The sequence below is a fragment of the Lysinibacillus sp. TE18511 genome (assembly GCF_054062295.1).
In genome coordinates, this window is sequence record NZ_JBSSFD010000020.1 from 50477 (window position 1) to 73188 (window position 22712).

General features: G+C 37.1%; 30 protein-coding genes, 2 pseudogenes and 1 riboswitch. Of the genes and pseudogenes, 4 read left to right on the forward strand and 28 right to left on the reverse strand.

The genetic code is table 11. The annotated features are described in order from the left end of the window. Window positions 1–53 precede the first annotated feature (53 nt). From ACVWXS_RS15180 to ACVWXS_RS15255, 16 genes and pseudogenes are all read right to left on the reverse strand, one after another. Window positions 54–782 (reverse strand): GIY-YIG nuclease family protein, encoded by a 729-nt coding sequence (locus ACVWXS_RS15180; RefSeq protein WP_456958847.1) that lies wholly within the window; start codon window positions 780–782, stop codon window positions 54–56. A 141-nt stretch (window positions 783–923) separates the two neighbouring features. Next, window positions 924–2225, reverse strand: a pseudogene (locus ACVWXS_RS15185) (ribonucleotide reductase N-terminal alpha domain-containing protein); the annotation flags it as partial. A gap of 163 nt (window positions 2226–2388) precedes the next feature. Beyond that, window positions 2389–2576: riboswitch (cobalamin riboswitch) on the reverse strand. Window positions 2577–2686: 110 nt separating this feature from the next. Continuing rightward, on the reverse strand, window positions 2687–3370 hold the full coding sequence (locus tag ACVWXS_RS15190; RefSeq protein ID WP_456958848.1) for a hypothetical protein: 684 nt from the start codon (window positions 3368–3370) through the stop codon (window positions 2687–2689). After that, entirely contained in the window at window positions 3367–3864 is a 498-nt protein-coding gene (locus tag ACVWXS_RS15195) for an ECF transporter S component (protein ID WP_456958849.1), read from the reverse strand. Before ACVWXS_RS15195 ends, ACVWXS_RS15190 begins: the two co-directional genes overlap by 4 nt. Next, window positions 3788–4204 carry a hypothetical protein gene (locus tag ACVWXS_RS15200; RefSeq protein ID WP_456958851.1) on the reverse strand — a complete coding sequence of 139 codons (417 nt, stop codon included), beginning with the start codon at window positions 4202–4204 and terminating at the stop codon, window positions 3788–3790. Before ACVWXS_RS15200 ends, ACVWXS_RS15195 begins: the two co-directional genes overlap by 77 nt. Window positions 4205–4367: 163 nt before the next feature. After that, the gene (locus ACVWXS_RS15205) at window positions 4368–4760 is read right to left on the reverse strand and encodes a bifunctional adenosylcobinamide kinase/adenosylcobinamide-phosphate guanylyltransferase (RefSeq protein WP_456958852.1); all 393 of its coding nucleotides are present in this window, start codon (window positions 4758–4760) and stop codon (window positions 4368–4370) included. Beyond that, a complete protein-coding gene (locus tag ACVWXS_RS15210) occupies window positions 4709–5308 on the reverse strand; it encodes a histidine phosphatase family protein (RefSeq protein WP_456958854.1) in 600 nt (199 codons plus the stop codon). Before ACVWXS_RS15210 ends, ACVWXS_RS15205 begins: the two co-directional genes overlap by 52 nt. Continuing rightward, complete coding sequence (gene cobS, locus ACVWXS_RS15215; protein ID WP_456958856.1) at window positions 5281–6057, reverse strand: adenosylcobinamide-GDP ribazoletransferase; 777 nt, start codon at window positions 6055–6057, stop codon at window positions 5281–5283. The genes ACVWXS_RS15210 and cobS overlap by 28 nt, the downstream gene beginning before the upstream one ends. Before the next feature lie 40 nt (window positions 6058–6097). Continuing rightward, on the reverse strand, window positions 6098–6673 hold the full coding sequence (locus ACVWXS_RS15220; RefSeq protein WP_456958857.1) for a bifunctional adenosylcobinamide kinase/adenosylcobinamide-phosphate guanylyltransferase: 576 nt from the start codon (window positions 6671–6673) through the stop codon (window positions 6098–6100). A gap of 12 nt (window positions 6674–6685) precedes the next feature. Then, window positions 6686–7294 carry a histidine phosphatase family protein gene (locus ACVWXS_RS15225; RefSeq protein ID WP_456958859.1) on the reverse strand — a complete coding sequence of 203 codons (609 nt, stop codon included), beginning with the start codon at window positions 7292–7294 and terminating at the stop codon, window positions 6686–6688. Between the two features lie 363 nt (window positions 7295–7657). Continuing rightward, window positions 7658–8782 carry a pyridoxal phosphate-dependent aminotransferase gene (locus ACVWXS_RS15230; RefSeq protein ID WP_456958861.1) on the reverse strand — a complete coding sequence of 375 codons (1125 nt, stop codon included), beginning with the start codon at window positions 8780–8782 and terminating at the stop codon, window positions 7658–7660. Then, window positions 8769–9725, reverse strand: coding sequence for an adenosylcobinamide-phosphate synthase CbiB (gene cbiB / locus ACVWXS_RS15235; protein WP_456958863.1), 957 nt, complete (start codon window positions 9723–9725; stop codon window positions 8769–8771). Before cbiB ends, ACVWXS_RS15230 begins: the two co-directional genes overlap by 14 nt. Next, window positions 9722–10405 carry an adenosylcobinamide amidohydrolase gene (locus tag ACVWXS_RS15240; RefSeq protein WP_456958864.1) on the reverse strand — a complete coding sequence of 228 codons (684 nt, stop codon included), beginning with the start codon at window positions 10403–10405 and terminating at the stop codon, window positions 9722–9724. Before ACVWXS_RS15240 ends, cbiB begins: the two co-directional genes overlap by 4 nt. Window positions 10406–10611: 206 nt before the next feature. Further along, on the reverse strand, window positions 10612–10794 hold the full coding sequence (locus ACVWXS_RS15245) for a hypothetical protein (RefSeq protein WP_423471560.1): 183 nt from the start codon (window positions 10792–10794) through the stop codon (window positions 10612–10614). Between the two features lie 237 nt (window positions 10795–11031). Continuing rightward, complete coding sequence (locus ACVWXS_RS15250; RefSeq protein WP_374966995.1) at window positions 11032–12390, reverse strand: aspartate kinase; 1359 nt, start codon at window positions 12388–12390, stop codon at window positions 11032–11034. A gap of 688 nt (window positions 12391–13078) precedes the next feature. Further along, window positions 13079–13903: a DNA alkylation repair protein gene (locus ACVWXS_RS15255; RefSeq protein ID WP_456958866.1), complete on the reverse strand. Its 825-nt coding sequence runs from the start codon at window positions 13901–13903 to the stop codon at window positions 13079–13081. A gap of 222 nt (window positions 13904–14125) precedes the next feature. On the opposite strand from ACVWXS_RS15255, the gene ACVWXS_RS15260 reads away from it, so the two are divergent. Together ACVWXS_RS15260 and ACVWXS_RS15265 are read left to right on the forward strand one after the other, a co-directional pair. Then, complete coding sequence (locus ACVWXS_RS15260) at window positions 14126–14479, forward strand: hypothetical protein (protein WP_423489928.1); 354 nt, start codon at window positions 14126–14128, stop codon at window positions 14477–14479. A 430-nt stretch (window positions 14480–14909) separates the two neighbouring features. After that, complete coding sequence (locus ACVWXS_RS15265; protein WP_456958867.1) at window positions 14910–15863, forward strand: TRM11 family SAM-dependent methyltransferase; 954 nt, start codon at window positions 14910–14912, stop codon at window positions 15861–15863. A 258-nt stretch (window positions 15864–16121) separates the two neighbouring features. Here the strand turns inward: ACVWXS_RS15265 and ACVWXS_RS15270 are convergent, their stop codons facing one another. From ACVWXS_RS15270 to ACVWXS_RS15280, 3 genes are all read right to left on the reverse strand, one after another. After that, window positions 16122–16256: a hypothetical protein gene (locus ACVWXS_RS15270; RefSeq protein WP_456958868.1), complete on the reverse strand. Its 135-nt coding sequence runs from the start codon at window positions 16254–16256 to the stop codon at window positions 16122–16124. Window positions 16257–16284: 28 nt separating this feature from the next. Continuing rightward, window positions 16285–16428: a hypothetical protein gene (locus tag ACVWXS_RS15275; protein WP_456958870.1), complete on the reverse strand. Its 144-nt coding sequence runs from the start codon at window positions 16426–16428 to the stop codon at window positions 16285–16287. Window positions 16429–16499: 71 nt separating this feature from the next. Next, window positions 16500–16718 carry a hypothetical protein gene (locus ACVWXS_RS15280; RefSeq protein WP_456958871.1) on the reverse strand — a complete coding sequence of 73 codons (219 nt, stop codon included), beginning with the start codon at window positions 16716–16718 and terminating at the stop codon, window positions 16500–16502. 179 nt (window positions 16719–16897) lie between these two features. Between ACVWXS_RS15280 and ACVWXS_RS15285 the strand changes: the two genes are divergently transcribed. Beyond that, window positions 16898–17053 (forward strand): hypothetical protein, encoded by a 156-nt coding sequence (locus ACVWXS_RS15285; protein ID WP_175401775.1) that lies wholly within the window; start codon window positions 16898–16900, stop codon window positions 17051–17053. Between the two features lie 303 nt (window positions 17054–17356). Here ACVWXS_RS15285 and ACVWXS_RS15290 read toward each other — a convergent pair whose 3' ends face one another. From ACVWXS_RS15290 to ACVWXS_RS15330, 9 genes are all read right to left on the reverse strand, one after another. Further along, window positions 17357–17809: a hypothetical protein gene (locus tag ACVWXS_RS15290; RefSeq protein WP_456958872.1), complete on the reverse strand. Its 453-nt coding sequence runs from the start codon at window positions 17807–17809 to the stop codon at window positions 17357–17359. Window positions 17810–18019: 210 nt separating this feature from the next. Further along, window positions 18020–18634 carry a cysteine peptidase family C39 domain-containing protein gene (locus ACVWXS_RS15295; RefSeq protein ID WP_456958873.1) on the reverse strand — a complete coding sequence of 205 codons (615 nt, stop codon included), beginning with the start codon at window positions 18632–18634 and terminating at the stop codon, window positions 18020–18022. A 166-nt stretch (window positions 18635–18800) separates the two neighbouring features. Further along, on the reverse strand, window positions 18801–19154 hold the full coding sequence (locus ACVWXS_RS15300; RefSeq protein ID WP_456958875.1) for a hypothetical protein: 354 nt from the start codon (window positions 19152–19154) through the stop codon (window positions 18801–18803). A 385-nt stretch (window positions 19155–19539) separates the two neighbouring features. Further along, entirely contained in the window at window positions 19540–19749 is a 210-nt protein-coding gene (locus tag ACVWXS_RS15305) for a hypothetical protein (RefSeq protein ID WP_368637669.1), read from the reverse strand. A 357-nt stretch (window positions 19750–20106) separates the two neighbouring features. After that, window positions 20107–20421, reverse strand: a complete 315-nt coding sequence (locus tag ACVWXS_RS15310; protein WP_427522530.1) for a thioredoxin family protein — start codon at window positions 20419–20421, stop codon at window positions 20107–20109. Window positions 20422–20479: 58 nt separating this feature from the next. After that, window positions 20480–20689, reverse strand: coding sequence for a hypothetical protein (locus tag ACVWXS_RS15315; RefSeq protein ID WP_456958876.1), 210 nt, complete (start codon window positions 20687–20689; stop codon window positions 20480–20482). A 291-nt stretch (window positions 20690–20980) separates the two neighbouring features. Further along, on the reverse strand, window positions 20981–21367 hold the full coding sequence (locus ACVWXS_RS15320) for a hypothetical protein (RefSeq protein WP_456958877.1): 387 nt from the start codon (window positions 21365–21367) through the stop codon (window positions 20981–20983). A 469-nt stretch (window positions 21368–21836) separates the two neighbouring features. Continuing rightward, window positions 21837–22178 carry a DUF7668 domain-containing protein gene (locus tag ACVWXS_RS15325; protein ID WP_456958878.1) on the reverse strand — a complete coding sequence of 114 codons (342 nt, stop codon included), beginning with the start codon at window positions 22176–22178 and terminating at the stop codon, window positions 21837–21839. Between the two features lie 147 nt (window positions 22179–22325). Beyond that, window positions 22326–22481, reverse strand: a complete 156-nt coding sequence (locus ACVWXS_RS15330) for an ankyrin repeat domain-containing protein (RefSeq protein WP_456958882.1) — start codon at window positions 22479–22481, stop codon at window positions 22326–22328. Between the two features lie 63 nt (window positions 22482–22544). On the opposite strand from ACVWXS_RS15330, the pseudogene ACVWXS_RS15335 reads away from it, so the two are divergent. Further along, window positions 22545–22712 (forward strand): annotated as a pseudogene (locus ACVWXS_RS15335) (IS21 family transposase); the annotation flags it as partial.

A 22712-nucleotide genomic window follows, 5' to 3' on the forward strand; every position in this document is an offset into this window, starting at 1 on the left:
GCTTCTTCACTCATGTTTTTCAATGAGCTATGCTTTCGATAGTCGTTAGGCTTTTACTTTTGATTAATAAAAACATGGTCAGGGAAATTTTGAGAGTTCATGCGATACCTCATTGCATGAGTTGAAATACCATAAAACTTTGCTGCCTCAGTAATGGAATCAAAAACTTGATTTCCAACTTTGCATTTATATCCACTAATTTTATGTTCTTTTTTCGGCATTAATCGTTCATATGTTGGAAAGTTAACCGAATTTAATCTGTAATTTATTGTGCTAATTCCAATACTCAATTTTTTTGAAGCAATTGTAACTGAATCATACTGCACACCATCAATTACTACTCGTTTAGAATTGGCTTTTTTCACTGAATCTATCATTTTCTTCGTTTTAGCTTTTCCAAATTGATGATTTCCTTCTCCAGTCATTTGCTCAATTCTTTGTTTTCTAATTGCTTCTTTATTTGGATGAAAAGTGAAAACATCTCCACCAATAGAAGTTAGTTTAATATTGTAAAATTCAGTAGAATTAACAACATCAAAATAATTTAAATAAAACTCTTCTAATTGATTCAATTCTTCATCGGAATACGCATTACAAATTATTTTTCTCTCAAAATTTTCTTTACCATATTTTTTTATGGCTCTCTTTAAATATACTCCTGATCCTAAATAATTTTCCCAGTTATTTATACGATCATAAATACATTTTCCAATATACTTTTTGCCATTTACTTTATTTATTGTTACATATATGAACCCATATGCTTTAGAAATATCGATCACCCCTAAAACAGAATATTTGTTCTATTATATGAAACATAGTATATTTAATCAAAAGATTTAGCACGGTGGGTTATCACATTGTGACTTTCCCCGTTTAACGGAGTTTTCGACAACCATTTCTGATTGAAGGTGCTACTATTAACACAAATTACTTGAGTAAACCATCCCTTCATGCTTATTCGGATTCATACGATTTACTTCATCACGATAAAACATAAACGGCACGCCCGTTTCAAGCTGTGAGCGCATAATACGTTTCATAATATCGATCGCTGGTACGACTTCACGGCTTAATAAAGGATTGGCAATACATTCTGCATATTTTGTACGGAAGGAGCCGTCACCTTTTTTCTCATCATAGAAATCTTCTAATGAGAAGCCCATGACCTCTCGCACTTCATGTGGGTCAAATAAATGCCATTCCCCACGTGCCTCAACTGTCTCCATAAATAAATCCGGTAAGCATAATCCTGTGAAAATATCATGGGCACGCAAACGCTCATCCCCATTGTTTAAACGTAAATCTAAAAACGTAAAGACGTCCTTATGCCAAACATCTAAATAGACCGCAATAGCTCCTTGGCGTTGACCAAGCTGATCGACTGAAACTGCCGTATTATTAAGCTGTTTAATCCAAGGTAATACGCCACTTGATGCACCTTTAAAACCTTTAATAGATGAGCCTCGGCTACGAATTTTGCCCATATAAACGCCAATACCACCGCCGTACTTCGATAATGTTGCGACATCTGTATTCGTGTCATAAATACTTTGTAAACTATCATCGACTGTATCGATAAAGCAGCTAGATAACTGGCCATGCGTTTTACCTGCATTCGATAATGTCGGAGTGGCTACAGTCATATATAAATTACTCATCGCCCAATAAGACTCTCGCACCTTTTGTAAACGATTTTCTGTTTCATCCTGCATCAATGTCATCGCAATGACCATCCAACGTTCCTGTGGTAACTCTACAGGTGTTTTCGTATAATCACGTACAACATAACGGTCCATCAATGTTTTTAAGCCAATATATGTAAATAACTCATCTCGACTTTGTTCTAAATATGTAGCAAGTTCCTGAAGCTCCTGCTTACTATATTTTGTTGTTAAACTTTCATGATACAAACCAGCCTCTGTATAGCGTGCTAATTGTGCTGGGAACACCTGATAAACATCTTTTACTGAAACACCGCGACGCATTGCAAACTGGTCATATAATTTTTCTAAATAAATTTGCGCTGCAACAAATGTCCAATATGGCTCCTCTTCATCAATTAGGCTAAGCGTTTGTAAAATCATCGCATCCGCCCATGCCTCAAATGTGGCATCGTCATTTTTTCGTAGCCATCGATCCGATAACCTTACAAAACTTTCAAGTTCATCCTCCGTGTAACTTTTCTTTAGCTTAGCAATTTGCTGTTCGATTTGAATTGTCATATACACATACTCTCCCTTTCTTTCTCCAGACAACACAAAAAGCGATCACGCATCCTCTATCGGTTGCGTGATCGCTGTAAAATCGGAAATGGAAATGAAGGACATGCACACACAGAAGTGAACAAATCTCTCGCCTCCACTTCTCAATCCCCGAAGAATGTGTCGCTGTCTTGAACAAATCGGCAGGTCTCCTGGCTCATGCTTCCTCCAAATGATCACCTTCCCATTGTTAACAGTGGCCTCTTCATCATTTGTCAGCACTTACAGTTGCGGGGACAGCTTCGGCATAAGATGACTCTTTTTCCGAATTCCCTTTTAAACCACATTGGTACCGCTCGTCCAAAATACTATATATTGTGTTTTAACTCCTAAACAAATCTAACATATTGTGTTTATTGTTGCAATAGGTGTTTTGCCCCTTGATTTTTTTTACGCACTACTTTTTCTCGAAGCAAGCCCAATTACAATGCAGTTTTACGTAGTTTCTCAAAATTTCTAAGAAAGATTTTTTGTGCCAGCTGCTCTTTTTCTGGATGTATTCCGAGTAAAATGACTGCACATGGACCAGCCGTTTTCTCAACATTTAACGAACTTTTGACCTGTTGATTACCAAAAAGACGGGTAAATTCTGCTTGCAAACCTTTTGATCCAACTGGCCAAACTTGCTGTACAATTTCCTCTTTCCATGCCTGAAAAATAGGCTGTAGCTGGGCAACATCCTCAGGCTGTGCAAGGACTTCATTGCCAACAAGCGGCAGTCCATATGTATACCAAATTAGCTGTTCATGCTTATATGGTGTGCGTTGCTGCTGTTCACCAAGCATCGTTATGGACAAACCAGATTGTACAGTCGGCATATTGGACTCAGTGCTACCGTCTATTTGTGGACAAATAAGACCAGCTTCATCAAAAACTTGTTGAATACCCGCCACATAACGAGACCATGCCGCATCCCCTGAAAAATTAGCGAGTAGGACATGTGTAGGTAAAGCATTTGCGGCAAGCTGCTCTAAAAAAGTAACACGTGCTGTCAAGTATGCCGTGAGTTGATCTGAGGCAGACACAACATCTTGTGTCTTTTCACCAATGGCTGCGGCATTATCTGTTGTAGCAATCAGCTCACCTACTTTTATGGCATTTCTCAATGTAATCGCCCTGCCTTACGCACAAATACTTTAGATAAAATTGGCATTACAACTGCAACGATGACTAAATTAATTAGTGTTGCCAACGGAAGACTAGTAAGAGATGCCCAATAAAATGCCGGACTAATGATAAAGTAAAACGGTAATGGTGCCACAACGCCATTTAAAATCAGTGCCACAGGCCATTTCCAGAAATGCATTCCTTTTTTATGCATCACTCCGAAGATCCATACAACGATAAACATCTCTACTGCGATAATAATATGGAGTGGTCCAAGTAGGAAGCCAGAAGTTAAGGCCGTAATAAAATGCCCAATTGCCCCTGCAACCCCAGCCAATACCGGAGATAAAAATACAACGCTCAAAAATGCAGGAGCAGCGTCCAGCGCAGCAGTTGTAATAAATGGTGTTGGAATTTTAATAACTGCCCCAACTGCACAAATTGCCGCTACCATGGCAACGAGTGTCAATTTCATTAATCTTTGTCGATCCATTCCCTTCCCTCTTTTCTTTTATACTTTGTTCATCATAGCGTGAGGTTGATTTCCGTTCCGGCTGGGCGCTTTGTTGCTGACGCTTCGCTTTCGCGCAGATAAAACATTTGCCGCTGACGCTTCGCTTTCGCGCAGATAAAACATTTGCCGCTGACGCTTCGCTTTCGCACAGATAAACATTTGCCGCTGACGCTTCGCTTTCGCACAGATAAACATTTGCCGCTGACGCTTCGCTTTCGCACAGAAAACATCCGCTGCGCTCCAGGGTCTCGGGCCTACAGATGTTTTTTGCGCGAAAGCGTAGTGCTAACGAAGCGGCAGCAGCACTGATGTAGGTCATGAAGGCGTTATCACAGACGTGATGCTCTTAGCCTTCGTTCCTCTAGCGCTAATCCCCAGGGAGTCGCCCATCCTCCACCCCAATCAACTTATTTACAAAGCATACGTCCTTGGAAATCTTATCCACAAAACGAAAAGCCTAATAAAAATTTTTTAAAACTATATCATTTGATCTGTTCCCCGACACCATACCAAATGCGTACAACACGGTCGGCTTCTGCAAATAAAGCCTGGTACAAACGCCCACATGTATCACGCAATAATCGTGCCTGTTTTTCCATCGGCACAACCCCTCGTCCCATATCGGTCACAATTATATAGAGTGCACAATTTTCTTCAAGAGTCTTTAGTCTTGTCAAAATGGTTCTCACAATGACCTCATCATCCTCTAGATCTTGTGTCACGAGCCAGTTCTCTAGGTTTTTAATAACAAGTACATCACTGGCAGGAGTATCATCAGGTACATAGCCATCTACTAGCTCAACTTTTTGATCTGCAAGTAAATTCATGACATAGTCGGTTTTTCCACTATAAGCTCCTCCGATAAAGACATGCATCTCGCCCCCTCCTCCCAAGCCTTTCTTGAAAACGTTAAAGAAAACATTTTATCATGCGGTGTATGGTACGTCCAAAAGGGTTGCTCAGTCGGTGCAAATGCAACAAGAAGTGCTCGAATGACTCCACCATGCACAACAAGGTGATAAACGTCTTCTCCTTTTGGTAACACTGTAAATCCTTCAATGACTCGTGCACAAAATGCATCAAAACCTTCCCCTTTTGGAGGCGGTGATTGTACCGGATCATCTAACCATGCACAATAACGACAATCAGATTTTAAATCCTCATATGTTCGCCCTTCAAATTCTCCGAAGTTCGACTCTCGGAATCTTTTATCTGCCATGTAAGTTGCATTCGGAAAGTAATGAGCAGCCGTTTCTCTACAGCGCAGTAAATCGCTACCATACACTTTCTTGATATCTTTATCTACAACAGTCAGCGAAGATACATCGGCTAATGAAGAATCTGTCCAGCCAATATACCGTTTTTCTAAATTTTCCTTTGTTGGTGCATGTCTCATTAAGCGCACATTAACAACGTCACCCACAATACAACCTCCATTCCTTCAATTGATGCACCGAGTAAATCCCCAGAAACGCCACCAAAGTTGCGCACCGTAAATTGTCGAAAGACTAAAAAGGCAATCGCTAATACAGCCATCAACACGAACGGAACAAACGAAAAGCCTATTACAATCCATAAGCTACTATACGCCACAACCAATGTTAAAAACATAAAGCAGATAAGTAATCCTGGCTTAATATGCGTTTTAAAAAAGTAGGCAAGCCCTTTTTCTTTTGAACACTGGAGCGACATAAAATAAAAACTCATACCCACTCGTGTTAATAATGGAATAAAAATCAACATCCAAAGAGCTAATTTATGCTGCACAAATAGCTCATGTAAAATAACAAGTTTACCAAGCACTAAAAATAAGACTGAAAGCACTCCAAATGCGCCAACACGTGGATCATCTAGAATTTCAAGCCGCTTCTCACGATCCCGATATGAAAAATAAGCATCCCCCATATCAATAAAACCGTCTAAATGTAAACCACCCGTAAACAAAGCGAATAATCCGACAATCATAAAGGAAAGCAAGACTTCACTGCTCGTCGTCCATTCTGTTAAACCATATATCACCGCTGCCACTACGGTACCCATCAGAGCCCCTATCCACGGCAAAAAGGCAAACATCCCCGTAATGGTTACTTTGGTTAAAGGAATTTCTTTATGTACCGGCAAAACTGTAAAAAATTGAAATGCAAGTTGTATGCTCTGCCAGAAATTTTTCATCGCCTTGCCTTCTTTCTTTTTATTTTCAAAGCGCGTTTCTTTATTTCCATTTCTTTACGATTCCATAATTGATTTCATACGCCTCATCCGCTATAGAAACGAACCATTGATGGAACTTCCCGAGCATTTGTCGGTATAATTCAACTTCCTCGTTTGTATATGGAAGCTCATCAAACAATTCGTTCGAGACGACAAAAAACGTCACCCTTTTCTCAAGTAACGTCTCTACCGCCCTTTTTACAACACGGAGCTTCTCCTCTAAACAGCCTGGTTGTGCCACACACGGAGTCCCTGTATCAAACCCTTCGTAAAAAGCATTTGTCAGCCATGTCGTGACACAGTCCCATAACACGACATCTCCATCAATCAGGTTATTCAATGTATCAGCAATTTCATAAGGTGCTTCTATCGTTAGCCATTTAACAGTTTGCGCCTGTCTGTCAGCCTGATGTCGCCCTATTCGCTTCTCCATCTCACGGTCCATCGCTACTCCTGAAGCAATATAAATAAGTCGTTGTCCATGCATGAACTTTGTTTGAAAGTGAGTAACAGCCGCTTGTTCAGCAAAGTGGGATTTACCACTGCGTACTCCCCCTGTAATGAAAATCAGTGGCAATGATTACGCCTCCTATTGTAGATGTTGAATGTTACCGATATCTTTAACGAGCAATTGATGCTCTAATCGTTCAATAATCGTTACACTTGTACCATGAATGAATGGTTCTGACCAAAGCTGATCAATGCTTCTGCCTAAAATGGCGTTAACCACACATTTAATCGTTACAGCATGGGAAACAATTAATACATTTTCCTCAGGAAATTTTTCTGCAATTTCTTTCAACATATACATAGCTCGCTCTGTTACTGCACCGAAGCTTTCGGTATGAGTTGCGGTAAATTGTGCAGGATAATCGGTATATAATTCATAATCTAAGCGTTGTGTCTTTATGATGTCCTCGACCGTTTTACCTTGCCAATCCCCTAAAAAAATCTCGCGTAAATCATCCGCATGGTAAATGGGAAGCTGTCGATCACCGACAAGAATCTGCAATGTTTCCTTGGCACGACCACTCGAACTGCTAAATGCTGCAGCGAATGCAATTTCCCCCAAATGTTTTTGCAGTTTTTTCGCATTTGAAATACCATTTTCAGACAATGGCGAATCTAACCATCCTTGTAGCCGATGTTCTTTATTCCACATTGTTTCACCGTGTCTCACTAAATAAAAAGTTGTCACTTTTCTCACCCCTAATTAATATTCAATTATGCCTCGGCATATTTACTTCCGGAATCGGCTTTGTGCTTAGGCCTGCAGATGTTTTTTGCGCGTAAGCGTAGCGGCAGCGGCAGATGTTTTTTGTGCGAAAGCGTAGCGTCAGCAACAAATGTTTTTTGTGCGAAAGCGTAGCGGCAGCAACAAATGTTTTTTGTGCGAAAGCGCAGTGCTAACGTAGCGTCAGCGGCAACACGCCGTTGGTCACTCAGCCGTTTTCTCAGGATGTGAAGCTCTTAGCCTGAGTTCCTCTATTTCAGCGGATGTTTTTTGTACCGAAAGCGTAGCGAAAGGTACAGATATTTGGACACCCGCTGAAAAGTAGCTTTAACCCGCATTCACCTCACCACCTACAGAGGTGGGAGACTTCGGCTGAAATAAGTTAAACCATGCCTGCAAACAGTTTTTTAAATAAGTCATGGCCGCAATATCTTTAATCCCGATACGGAACCATTCACCATTTAAGCCCATAAAGTTTTTTGTATGGCGTAGTACGACGCCCTTTGATAAACAATAAGTAAAAAATGTATCTGCTTGCTGTTTATCAGGCAACTTAAAACATACATAATTGGTTACACTATTTGTCACCTGGCAACCATTTTCTTGTAAATAGCTTTGTAGCAATTCCCGCTGTGTTGTTGCATAGCCAATCGCTTGTTGACAATAATTTTCTTCATCTAAACAACCTGCCCCTATAACAAGAGCAAAGGCATTCAAATTCCAATGCGGTAGACTGGACTTTAACTCAGCAACAACGATAGGACTCGTAACTAAATAGCCAAGTCGCAAACCTGGAATCGCATACATTTTTGTCATCGAACGAACGACGATCATATGAGGATTATCTACCACATATTGAATCAATGAATAGGCTTCATCGATCCAGTCAATAAAGGCCTCATCAATAACAAGCTCGCAATTCACTTGTGCACCGTGAGTAATTAATTGTAGGAGCTCCTCCATATTTGGAAGTACCCCCGTCGGATTATTCGGCGTGCAAATATATAAAGCATCTGCATTCGCCATCTCTCTTTTTAGACGCTCCATCGGCAATGTGTAGTGGACAATATCCTCTACAAGTATTGGCACAATTTCAGCACCTGCCGCCCGCAATGTTCGTTCATATTCTGAAAAAGTGGGATGTACGATAATCACACGTTTATTGGCATAGCGTTTAGCCAGAACACTAAAAAGCTCTGAGGCACCGTTGCCTAGTAAAACGCAATCTTTCTGTACATGATGAAAAGCTGTCACCTTTGTTAAAAATGGCTCACCATCTGGATCTGGATAACGTTGAATGAGCGGATAAAATGTGCGCCAACGTGCCTCAACAAATTGAGGTGGTCCTGCCGAATTGACATTTTCACTAAAATCATACACCTCTTTGGGCATGTTCAGCCCAAGTTGATGATAGACATTTTGTGGATTTGCTCCATGATTAGGTAATTGCAAAAATTAACACCTCCACTGCTAATATAACAAGAGTAAAGAGCAAAGTAGCCAAACGCATATGAATAATAGACGTTGCAATATGCTCTTTAGTTAATGGAACTAATTTTTCTCCCATAATTGCTCGATAAGAAACGACACCCTGATATGTATTTTTCCCTCCAAGCTGTACCCCAAGCTGAACAGCTGTAGCCGCCTCCAAATAACCACTATTCGGACTTGGGTGCTTTTTTGCATCCTGTAACCAACGTTTTAATCGCTGACCAAGAGATACTGTTGTTTCATTTTTAGTCCCTAGTACCATGAGTAAGCCTGTTAATCGGCTAGGAATAAAATTCAATACATCGTCTAGCTTTGCAGAAAACATACCAAAATCTTTATATTTCTCATTTTTATAGCCAACCATAGAATCTAACGTATTGACTGCCTTATAGCCCCATAACCCTATTGAGCCAAATAAAAAGGCATAAAATAACGGAGCTGTTACACCATCACTCGTGTTTTCTGAGACCGTCTCTACAACACCACGAACAATCTCATCCTCGTCAAGCTTCTCCGTATCACGTCCGACAATCCAAGATAGCTTCACACGAGCTTCAGCAAAATCCCCTTTAACAAGCGGTTCATACACAGCCATCGCAGCTTCCTTTAAGCTACGCTGTGCTAATCCTATACCAATTAGTAATCCCTCTACCAGTATGCCAAATAATAGACTAATCTTATAGCTTAGTAGCAAAATGACCATCACAACAAACATCGTTGTGCCGACTACAGTGAGCGCCATGATCATACCACGAAACTTTCTCATTCTTCCTTTATTCCATAATTCCGTTTGAGATTGAATGAGCTTTCCAATCCAGCGTACTGGATGAGGCATTTTAGGAGGATCACCGACTACTAAATCAAAAGCAAGCCCAATGATACAGGCAATCATCAATGCCATCATAAAGGATTCTCCTCTTTATCTTTTTTATATTTTTGAACAGCCTCACGCATCGTTTCGTAAACTCCATGACCAATGACTTTCCCAAGCATTGTAATCGGACCAGCATATTGATGGTAATCACCTTCCTGCGTCGAAGCAATTAACAAGCTATCTGTTGAAGTACCTGTAGCTTGCGTGCCCGTTGTTGGATCTGTAATACCTTCATCAATGAGAGCCTTGACCTTTGCCTCTGTCGTAGAGATCATTGCCTGAAATAAAGCCTCATCCGACAATTTCCCATTGATCAGTACCCACGTATTGATGGTTCCAGCATGATACTGCTCTTGACGATGAAAGGCACGCGTTATATCTACGGCATTACCGAGCCCAGCTGTAATAATAATGACAAGATGAATGCCTTCATATGTAAACTCACGAATTGTTGCGTACCTGGCATAGACAGCCGTCATCATCGCAACCGTCTTATCAATTGGAAAGCCTTCGGACTGTAAAAATCGTTGCAATTCTAACTGCGGTTTTCGCTCATCGTACGTATACGGCACTGAACGATTTATTAGATGTGTATAATAGCCAAATCCCGGATTATGTACTGCCGAGGATACGACCTTCATTGGTGAATCTGTGCGGAAAGCAACATAATGTTCGGAAATGTGAAAATCTTCCACGCGTAGTACTGGCATTATCTCGCCTCCCATTCAGAAAATAAAAAAACAAATTCTTACAAAGAAGAATTTGTACTGTTCAATCTTAAATTTATGATTGTTCCCAAATTTGAACTTTTTGAATTTTGTACAGCATTACAACTTCCTAATACTCAAATTATTTATTTTTTTGAAATTGTATCACAAATTCACGTTTTATAACAATTCAATTTCGAGATATTCCGTTATTGCTTTTGTTTTAAGTGTTTAAATCGAACAATGGATCCTGCAATGATAAATACCCAGCCAATACCGATGTAGACAATTTTCATTGTTTTTGTCGAGGCCGGTAAAATATCCATAATCGTTAAACAAACAAATAGTATGCCAATCATTGATAGAAACATACCAAACGATAATTTTTTCAAAAGAAAAACCTCCAATCTATGTACGCCCTCGATTTTACCGTATTCCAGTGAAAAAGAAAACACTAATCCCGTTCAAGGATTAGTGTTTATCCCGCATTAACGGGCAGTAATTTGTCTGTAGCGAAAGCAAAGTACTTAGGTCAGCGATTAACTGCCCGTAAAATCCCGATTGGTGAAGACTAATAATCAGTGGAGGTAAAGAAAAACCCCCACTGATTATCGTTTCACTTTATTTACTTATACTCTCACATGTGCAAAAAATTCTTCATAAAGCGCTTGTAAAATTTGGTTTTCAAATTCCTGTAGCACACCGAATACTAGACTTACTTCAGATGAACCTTGATTAATCATCTCGATATTTGCACCTGTTTTTGAAATGGCCGTTGCAGCACGTGCCGCTAAACCTGTATTATTACGCATGCCTTCACCTACGATCACAATCATAGAGAAACCATGACGCATTTGCACATCATCTGCATGTAATTCATGTTTCACACGAGAAAGAATACGCGCTTCATTTTCTGGTGTTATTTGATTTGAACGCATAATGACAGAAATATCGTCTAAACCAGACGGTGTATGTTCATAAGAAATATTTTCGTCTTCTAAAATTTGTAGAAGCTTACGTCCAAAGCCTACTTCACGATTCATCAAGTACTTTGACACATATAAAGTTGAAAAACCACTGTCTGCCGAGATACCTGTAACTGGACGACCTGTTGCAGGACGACTTGGTACGATACGAGTACCTGGGGCTGATGGATTATTTGTATTTTTTATGTTAACTGGCACCCCAATCTTATAGACAGGCATTAACGCTTCATCATGGAACACCGAAAAGCCTGCATAGGATAATTCGCGCATTTCGCGATACGTAATTTCTTTAATTTCCACTGGATCATTCACGACTTTCGGATTCGCGGAGAACACACAATCCACATCCGTAAAGTTTTCATAAAGCTCTGCCTCAACAGCTGCTGCTAAAATAGAACCTGTAATATCAGAGCCACCGCGGTCAAATGTTCGCAATATGCCCGCTTTAGTGTAACCGAAGAAACCTGGGAACACAATAATTTCTTTTGTATTTTTTAGAGGTGCTAAATTTGCATAAGCCTCTGGTAAAGCAAACGTGCGTTCAGGTAAATCATTGACCACTAAACCATCTTTCGGACTTACGTAACGAGCCGGCATACCGATAGAATTGAAATACGCTGCGATTAACTTCGCGTTATTATCTTCCCCCGCTGCTTTAATGCTATCGATAAATAATTCTTCATTTGATTTATCACCTTGCACACGTTCACGTAAATCTTCAGCTATCACGCCACAAATTGTATGATCTAACTGCAAACCATCTGCAATCGCCTTAAAACGATTCACAACGGTTTGCACTTTCTCTTCAATATCTTCATTTTTTAATGCTGCCATTGCTAAATTAATTAATAAATCAGTTACCTTTATATCGTCACCGGAGCGTTTCCCTGGTGCAGAAACGGCTACGATTTTACGTGCCGGATTAGATTTTACAATGTTTGCTACTTTTTGAATTTGTTCTGCACTTGCTACAGATGTTCCACCAAATTTACATACGATCATATCTATCAAATCCTAACTTTTTAAATTAATTGTATTCCCCCACAAAACAATTGAATGTACACAGTGTACAAATTATCGCTCTCTACGTCAATACAATTTAAAAAATTCACGCAATTTACCGATAGAATATGGACAATTTCCGCACTGTTTGATTTATTATACGGATTTCATATGAAATAGTTAAGGTTTTTACAAAATTTTTTTGTAGAATTCACATAATCGTACAAATCTTTGTCTGAACTAGCTTAAATCATCTAAAGTACAGGATTTAAGTAATCAATTTTAGCGATAAAACATGCCAATTCGAACCAACTTAACCCCGTCATTTTTACAATTTTTTTGCAACCAACTTTTCCTTCTATATTGTTTCCAATTTGAATGGAATTAAATTAACTTTCTTCTATATTAATTAATGAAAACGCTTCCTTATTATCATATGCAGAAAAATTTGTGATGTTTGTGCTATCCGCGATTGCTGAAAGTCCTCACTCTTCAAGTAGATTCACCTGTTTTGCTTGCTATTTGTTCTCCTTCCGCGGATATTCTCCTCCAGCGCGGAAGGGCCCTTATATTGACAATCCTTTTGGGAGATAATGCTTAAAAACCATCCTTCAGTTTTAAAATGTCCATTCATAATGGGTCCATTTTATTTAAAAGGATGGTTTTGATTATATATTTTGTACAAACGTTATTTCCCTTTTACTATTGTTCTTTGAGCTTTTTTAATAATTCTCTCAGTTGCCTTAGTTGGAGAATCCTTTTGCCATTCATCACAAAGGTTTATTACCCACTCTGGTTGAGTTTTACTAGCATCATTTAACCAATTGCCGACAGAATCTTGAACATACTTTGACGAATCTAATTTTAGCAAATTTAGAATAGGAAGTACGATTTGTGGTTCTTCCTTTAATCTTTCAATATGCTTTGTCCATACCCCGCGAGGACGGATTGATTCTAAACTGAACCTACGAATGTTTTCATCTTCACTTTTCGCCCACTCCGTTAACAAGTCTACACTTTTCTCAACATTTTCTGAAAGGTCTTCCCTAATTGACATCCAAGCAATTTCTCGTACACCAAAATGATGATCTGCTGCGAAAGGTCGGATATACGACAATTTCTCTTCTAAAGTGTGATCATTGTTCTTATTCATAAATGCTGCCCAACATCGGACACTATCAGATACATGTTGAGTGCATATTTTGATTAAATCCTCTTTTTTAATCGAACTTTCATCCTTGACTGTGTCTAATAAACTACCTATTAAACGTATAGCCTTCATTCCCGTTTCGACTTTTTGCTTCTCTATCTCAGTTAAAATAATTTTTAACTCTTCTTCTAGCCCCATTGATGGTAGAACATTTTTGACTAAAGAAATATGGTTAACAGCTTGCCATTCCGTTAAATTAACACTCTCGATTCGGCCTTGATTCAACAACGTTAAAACGTCATTAGGGATATCGCTAGCCTTTCTAGCTCCCTTTCTATTTAAAATATCTTCTTTTACAACCATTTCACACCCCCTGAAATTAATGGAAAAATCCTAGAAATTATTAGATGTCTCTTTCTATCTTATTTTCTCTTACAAATTATTTCCACTGTTTTCCTCCATAAAAAATGAAGTACCGGAGATAAATACCATCACCTTTCAGAAAAATCCCTTTAGATTGAAACTAAATGCTCATAGCAAAAATTTCTATTTTTTTTAGAATAAGTATTGAAAGGAGATGATACTTTGTCAAACTTCTTTAGCAAATATTCAAAATATGTAATACTACTCATTTTTATATTTAAAATAATTTATTTTGGCATTCCGGATTATGTAAAACCTGTGTTTGTTTATGAGTATCTTGTATTTTTCGGAATAGCTTATTTCTTTGCTATTCTTCAAGATTTTTTTAATCCAAGTGAAAGAACAGATATATTACTACGTGTAGCCATCATCATTAGTTCGATCGTCATGTTTATTACATCAATCTACTATAAAGCTACGTTCTCGGTTGCTTTTTCTGTAATAATGTTCGTTGCGATTAGTTTCTCATTACATTTAGCAATCAAGCATAACAAAAAAAACAAGCAACAGGATTAATACCTTTTGCTTGTTTGACTTGGTGATTGTTATAGTGAAAAATTTAAGGTTGCGATCGTTACGGGTCAGTTAATACGGGATAAAGTCCTCCACCCAATTACTGGATAAAACCGAGATAGTCTACAACTACCTAATTCTTCCGATAGTACATGATCCACAATCTCCCTTGCAACCAATTAACAGGATAACGTGATGGCAGAATGCATAACTGCTGAATATATTATTGTTAGTTTTTCACGAAAACCAACAATTGGGTAGCGTTCTTTAGGCATTGACCTCCTCACTATTTGAATACTATCTAATTTCGATACTGATATCGAGTGGCTTGATAGAGACACCTATGATACGATTACAAAATAAACAACTTCATTTGGTTTTTATTAACTTTAGTGAAATCAAGTGAACAACAATATAAAAGGATGATAGTCAATTGAGTAACGAACAAAATAAGAGTAAATTTATATACACATATGTACATCATGTTGACGAATACGATTTATGTAGAATGGAGATGCGTTCATTTTTTAGTCTTGATTCCCAATCAAACTATATAATAAGCAATGTTAAAATTGATCCAAGCCGTAGCCCTTTTATACAAGAGAGACTTGAAGTGCTATATGCAGATAATAGCTTAGAGAACATCAAGACATTGGTGAAGGATATGAACATAAATGAAGCAACTTTTAAAGTGGTTTGTTTAAATAATATGGATATAGGTGAAACGAAGAAAATTCCTCAGGCAGAGCGTCGATTAATAGAACGCGAGACAGGATTATGTATTGAGGGAGAACCAGACCTAGATCTTCCCGAAATTGTATTTGGAATGATTTTAATAGATGGAATATGGTATTTTGGAAAACATATGAAGAGTGAATCCATTTGGCTTAAACATTTACACAAGCCAAACAGTTATTCAACGGCACTTAGCACTAGAGTTGCTCGCGCTGTAGCGAATATCGCCGTTCCCCAGCCTCAAAATATTCGTGCAATCGACCCTTGTTGTGGTATAGGGACAGTAGTAATTGAAGCCCTTTCCATGGGAATTAATATTGAAGGGCGAGATATTAATTACAATGTTTGCAAAGGTTCCCGAGAAAACATCACTTATTTTGGATTAACAGGTAACATTACATTAGGTCCAATTTCAGAAGTAACGGAACATTATGATGTCGCTATAATTGATTTACCTTATAACTTATTTACGCATACATCAATCGAAGATCAATTTGATATTATAAAACAAGCTCGCCGGATTGCCGATAAAGTTGTGGTTGTTACAATTGAGACAATTGATGACTTGATAGAAGATGCAGGTTTTGTGATAGCAGATCGATGCATTGCTAAAAAGCAATCATTTTTACGCCAAATTCTATTATGTAAATAAAAGCACGTACTTTCAATCATTAAAGAAGACAGTAAACCTACTCACAGCTTGCAAGGCGGAGGCGGTTTACTTTTTTTTGTCCATATGTATAGAAGGATACAAATATATCAAATAATAAACAACTTGGCCCCCTCACTAAGAACTTTATATTGATTACTCGGAGACAGCATTTCCTTTAGCAATTATTTGGCTCATCACCATAACGTGTGGTTGATTTCCGTTCCGACTGAGCGCTTTGTAGCTGTCGCTTTGCTTTCGCTACAGAAAACATTTGTTGCTGTCGCTTCGCTTTCGCACAGATAAAACATTTGCCGCTGACGCTTCGCTTTCGCGCAGAGCAGAGCTTCCTGGGGGCGTCCGATGAGCCGCTTGGGCCGACACGATGTTGGTCACGAAGGCGTTATCACAGGACGTGATGCTCTTAGCCTTCGTTCCTCTGCCTGCTCGCTCCAGGGTCTCGGGGCAACAGGATGTTGGTCACGAAGGCGTTATCACAGGACGTGATGGTTTTAGCCTTCGTTCCTCTATCGCTGATCCCCAAGGAGTCGCCCAGTCTCCACTCCAATCAACTTATATACAAGGCATACGTCTTAAAAAATGTCACCCACAACTTTTGGTGATGAGCCAATTATTTCTTTATATATCTAAAATTGCAAGAAGAAATATGATAAGACTATTTATTAGCAAATAGTAGGCAATATTCCCCCCATAGAACACTGCAAAGGCATCACGAATAATAAATAGTGCTAGTATAACGCCGATTCCACCAAATACACCTGCTAGTATAAATATTGTGAAAGAACCAAAATATAAACTTTTCTTTTTTGAAGAATACAAATCCAATACTATTTGCAATAACAATAAAAAAGACCATAAATAGTTAGAAAAAACTTTACTGTCTCTTTTCAAAATTAAATGTGAGGATATTATTAACAATCAGTCTTTATTATAAAACTACATCTAAAATTTAATTGTAAAATTATGCGGATAAAAAATCATCTTTCACTCACACTAATGGTGGAGGTGAGATGATAATGGGTAATAATAAACATAAAAATAATAAAACTCAAGACAACAAAAAACAGCAGAATCAAAATCAAAATGCTAACAGAGAGCGTAAAAATAAAAACAGAGAAGAGTTCGCTGAGGAAGTAGACTTCAGTAATATTCAAAATGAAAATAAACGTTAGTAGTAAAATCAAAAATTAATTTTGAACTAACCCCCAATATTCACTTTAGAAAAAGGTGTGTATTGGGGCTTTTCTTATTCTGTTAAAATCGTCCATGATCCATCTCCTTCAATTTCTTAAAGCACAAAAAAACCCTAAGACAACCGTGCTTTAGCTTTTAGTTGATGGTTAACTAAGTATGAGATATTTATAAAAAAGTTTAATTGATTAAATGGGCTTTATTCAACTAAAACACCCCCATTGGACATCCATGTAGCCAAACCAGCGCTACACCCCAGAAAATGAAAGTTTAAGTACATATCTTCACATTCTTCTCTTTAAATAAAATGAGCAAAATCCTGAAACACAAAGGCAGGCTATAAACGTCCAGAAGTTAAAAAATAAATGATTAGAAAAAGGATTTAAATAGGATATTTCGTCTTCAAAATATGGATTGATTTCATTTCGAAATGAAACGATTCGGTAAATCGTCATTCCCAAAATCAGCACAAACACCCCTGAATAACAGGCTTGAAATAGTTCCCTTTTCGCTGAAAAACGTTCATGCAACTTTTCAAAAACAAACATCATTGCAAAGAAAAAATAAAGAATAATTAACATCGGAAACATAACAAACATTAAGCCTGGGTTTCCATTTCCTCCAACAAAATGGTCACCTGTAGGGTCGAATGAAATCGTAGTCATATTAGTGAATGCAAAACCGACAACACTTACAATTCCCGAGATAACAACACTTAGCAAAAAAAGAAAACACATTATACTCCACCTCAACAGACCTGCCCCTTTCGTAAATAAAATTCAACAAAAAAAGCGTAAATCCTTGTTGGATCAACGCGCCCGTTAGCACAACTAGCCAGAGTAAAAGTATCTTCAACAAAAGTTCCGGATTATTGAAAACTAATAAGACTCCAACAATTTTTGGTATGTTTTCTCCATGCATCCAGATAAAATTCTTCGTCGTTAACATTAGCTCTGTATGGCGTCTACGGTTATGTAAGTATTGCTATAAAGAGGCATATTAATATTTTTCACATTCCACAATTTCCTAAATTCATTAATTGGAACTTTTCGATTATAGCTATTGTTATCATCATTACAATTCACCAGTTGCCTTAATGATTCTGAGAGGTAGAAATACTCCCTGTCATATCCTACGACAGGGACAAAATGCAAATTATTACGATCCTTTTGTACTTTAATAAAGACAATTACGGGAGTTCCTTTACTAACTTCGTACTTTAATGTATTTATATTTCCTTTATAATAGTTTGTTTTAAATCCCTTTTTTCTTAACTCCGTACGGATTCCCTTTGGATATACATTACCTGACCTCACTTTACTAGGAAAATTAGTATATAACTCTTCACCATCTGCCTCTATTCCAAAATGACGCAACACATATGCTGTTGAAAATGCTGCACATTCCCTATTGTTTTGACTATCTATCCTATTATTTCGTTTAATGAGATAATTAGCTGGATAATCTCTTTTTCGTAAAACCGGTATGGGTAATGTCATTAAATATGCATTAATGATCGTCGATATAATAATCCATAAAATAGCTGTTCTAACTATAAACATACTACTTCCCTCCATTGTTTTGTGTCCATATCGCAACAATATTCTAAGTCCTTCTTTCACTAAACTGCGCCGTTAGCACAAGAAGCGATTGCTTAAATTGAACAATCGCCCCCGTTAGTGAAAAAGTATTCCTGCTTATAACAGAAATGCAACCTTATTTTAACAATTATTTTTCTTTTATAAAAAAGAAACCTGTTCTATTTTCTTGTGGTACAAATCCTTCTTTAACGGACATTTTTTCCACCATTTTTTGTTCCTCTGCTGTGATTACAGTGGTAATATCCTTTCTTTCAATTGGCTCCCCTTTTATAAAAAAGAAACCTGTTCCATTATCTTGTGGTACAAATCCCTTTTTAGCTGACAGATTTTCCACCGTATTTTGTTCTTCTTTTGTTATAACCGTAGTAATGTCTGTTTGTTCTTCTGCTGATACCTTTATGCTTTGCAAGTCTTTTGCAAAACCAAATGTTAATGTTAAAACTCCTGTTAAACCAAGAGTGAAGATTAACTTCCTTTTCATATAAAAACCTTCATTTGTCTTTAATTCGCAAATATAACCATATTTTACCACAAATAAATCTATATTACTTTATAATTTTTTCTTGGACTAATCTGCGCTGTTAGTCTAAGAAGAAAATGGCTCTACCCCTTTTTGAAGGAAAGCACCAATCGTTGAAAATCACTCTTTAATTTCAGTTACAGTAACCCCATCTGTTTTTACATCAAATGTTAAAAAGTGCGTTCATCTATATTTCATTAACACACCTTTATCTTCTTTTGGTATAAAATTACACCTAGAAATATTTCAATAATATTAATGTCCATAAAAAATCACCTCATCTCTATAAAGAAATAGGTATGAGGTGATTTTAATCAAGACGCCAACTTCTCTTTTGGCACTTCGTTTAGCGTGACTCTTTTGGTGGTTGGCAGACGTCACATTTACGTTGATTTTTATTTTTAAATTTTGTAAATGTTTTTTCAAAGTTGCTACCACATGCACATTTAAATAGTAACTTTTGAGAAAAACCGTGATATTCCGTCGTTAGCAACTTACTTTCCGAATTATTCTCAACAAATTCTTTAATTTTATCAATCGTCCATTTTTTATTCAATCTCTTACACCTCTATATTTTATCTCTATGCGGAGGCTTTCTTGGCATCCGTTCCGTTATAAGGAAAAGTCTTCATTACCTTAAGTTCCTCATTATAACATGAGCTCGTATATAATTAAACAAATTGAATGTATCGTATTTGACTAACATCCTTTTACAAACATTGATGTATCAACGGATTCAATCACTTTATGATGAAGGAAAAATATTCCCCTCATTTTATTAATGACGGTATTTCTAATGTTACAAGTGCCTTCTTCCCGAAAATCGGAAAATCTTAAGTAAACTGTAGAAAGAACTATTCTGCTGGTCCTCTACCAATAAATTATGCAATCAAGTTTCTTCGTGTTTGGCGAATCAAATGCCAATCATTTGCTTTAAGTTTTCAAAAGGAACATATCCAATAATTGGTTCGCGTAATTTATTATGAATAATCAATCGAGTATGAGGAATGCCCATTACCTTATATTCCGCTGCAATCTCTGGGCTTTTTTCAATATTCACCCTTACAATTTTCACCTTACCATTGCATTCTTCATTGAGTTGATTAAGAACCCTCGCGAACATTTTACACGGCCCACACCACTCAGCCCAAAAACTTATTAACACCATCTTTTTAGTTTTTAATTGTTCTTTTAATTCCTTCTTGGTTGTTACATGAACAATTGACATAATCCCTTCCTCCCTTTGTAGAAATAAGAAATATAAATCTTGAAGATATAATATGCTTTTAGTTATGATTAGACCCTACTATTGCCGTTTTATATCCTTCAGCAACAGCTACTATTAATGAAGACCGGCCTAATTTAGCAGTTCCCACCGCTGCATAAACATTTTCTTGTGACGTACGCCCTGCCTCATCCACCACAATGCTACCATCTTCATTTAAATGACAACAAAGCTGCACTGAAAATTGATTTGGACGCACAATGTTAGGCACCACAAAACCTCCAACTATTTCCAATTCAAATCCTGAACTAAATACTTGAGTGCATAGGAATCCATGTTAAATATTAACAAATATCTATAATGTATAAAGCTAAAACCCCAACAATGACATTTTGAAATGCATTGTTGGGGCTTTTCCTTTAAGAATAATGAAATAGACCTTTATTACATTAGGTTCAGATACTGCTCCCCTAAGATGAAGCATGGAGTAAATACACGAGATAAAGCAGTTCCATTTCTACCTGGAAGCGATATACAGGAAGGGTTAAATTCAGCTATTTTTTTATGTAGATTTTCCATCCACCGTTTTTATAAAATCTATTACATCTTTATCCGTAAAGGTAAATGGACTAAAAATACTTTTTGTTAACGACTCTTTTTCTTTATAACTTAACTTCTCCCATGCCACATTTTGGGCATTCTCTACCGTTCTTTCTTTAAAGAAATTTTGGTTTTCAATCTTCCGCCATTCACACCATGAATCTTTTCCTTTTTCTTTTATTTCGTATTCTGATAACATGTCTACAATATTGTTGCAGATTTTTGCAATAATAGGACTACCCGCAACATCGAGATTATCTGGATCCTTATGAAATTTTGCCTCAAGTAAAGCTTTATGCAAGTTTAAAATTTCATAATATCCCTCAACCTCTAGTTTTATGTCATTCATAGAAATGATTTCCTTCCTGTAAACCCTGTTGTTCTTTGATATTAGTAAACTTTATTCATATCAGTATTGTCGGGCCTTTCTTTTACATCTCTAAGCATCCGAATATAATCAGCTTCTGTTCCTTCGTATTGACTTATTTCTTCCATACCTCATCCGTTAGCGTCGGTGAACTTCAACCCATTCAAACAAAATCATATTTCGATCCCACACTAAATGGGTAGTTTCCCCATCAAACTATTATTGATTTGAAGATAATTTGGCCAAATCCATAAGAGAGACGGTTTCTCATCGGCAGTAAAAAGCTAAATCTAAAATTCTGTAAGGTGTAGCAGATTAAAATTTTGTTAAATCAAGTTCAATATCCGCTTTATTCTTTACCGTATTTAGAAATAAACCTTACTATATTCCTTCTTTGAAGAGTACTAATATTTTGTGTTTTCTCCCCATTCTTCATTTTTTATTTCATACTTTACAAGACTCTCAAGTCATTAAATTCAATTTTAAGTTGATTATTATTTCTTTGTCCTGACAATGATAAAGTCAAATCGCTTCTACCTTCTTCTTTTGTCCATAAAGGCAAATAAATATCAAGTCGTTTTTCTGCTGCAATATAGTAAATTTCCGCTAGATTAAAAGCTCTATCCGGTAAAGAAATTATTTCACAGCCATACTCAGTTATTACTCTTTTTAAATCATCAATATTTATTCTACCCAACCTACCATCCTCTTCAATTTTGTTATAATTTTCTTTCGAAAGATCTGCTATAGTTTCACTTATCATTGGAATAAACATTTCAATAGTTAAACTCATATGCACCTTCGTCTATTTCCTATAGGTTGTTACAAAATCGTTTTAAAATATTATCTGATTCAAAGATACTCGCTTAATCTAAAGTTAAACCTGCTTTCCTTAATGCTAAAGCTCTTTATACTAATAGTCTTTCATTTCCATATCACACTATTCAAGTAAATCCTTTGGTGCTATCCCACGATTATTTGTCTTATTAGGATCCGCTCCATTCTCTAATAGATACCTTATTGTTGATGTCTCATTACTATTTTCCATTATCGCTCTCCATAAGGGAGTTATAAATGCTAATTTAAATATGTACATTCCTGCTTGAATAAAGATGTACAAAAATGCTCTTCCATTTCATACTAATACTGAGGTGTTAGTATGCATATTCAACTAGAAATTGAGACAGATTTTAAAATCAATAGGCTTTCAGATTTAGCAAATTTTAAACAAATAATGGAGCATTTAAACATGAAGATTAATAAAAGTAAATTAGCAAGGGATATGGGCGTAGATCGACGAACAATCGATAAATATCTAAATGGCTTT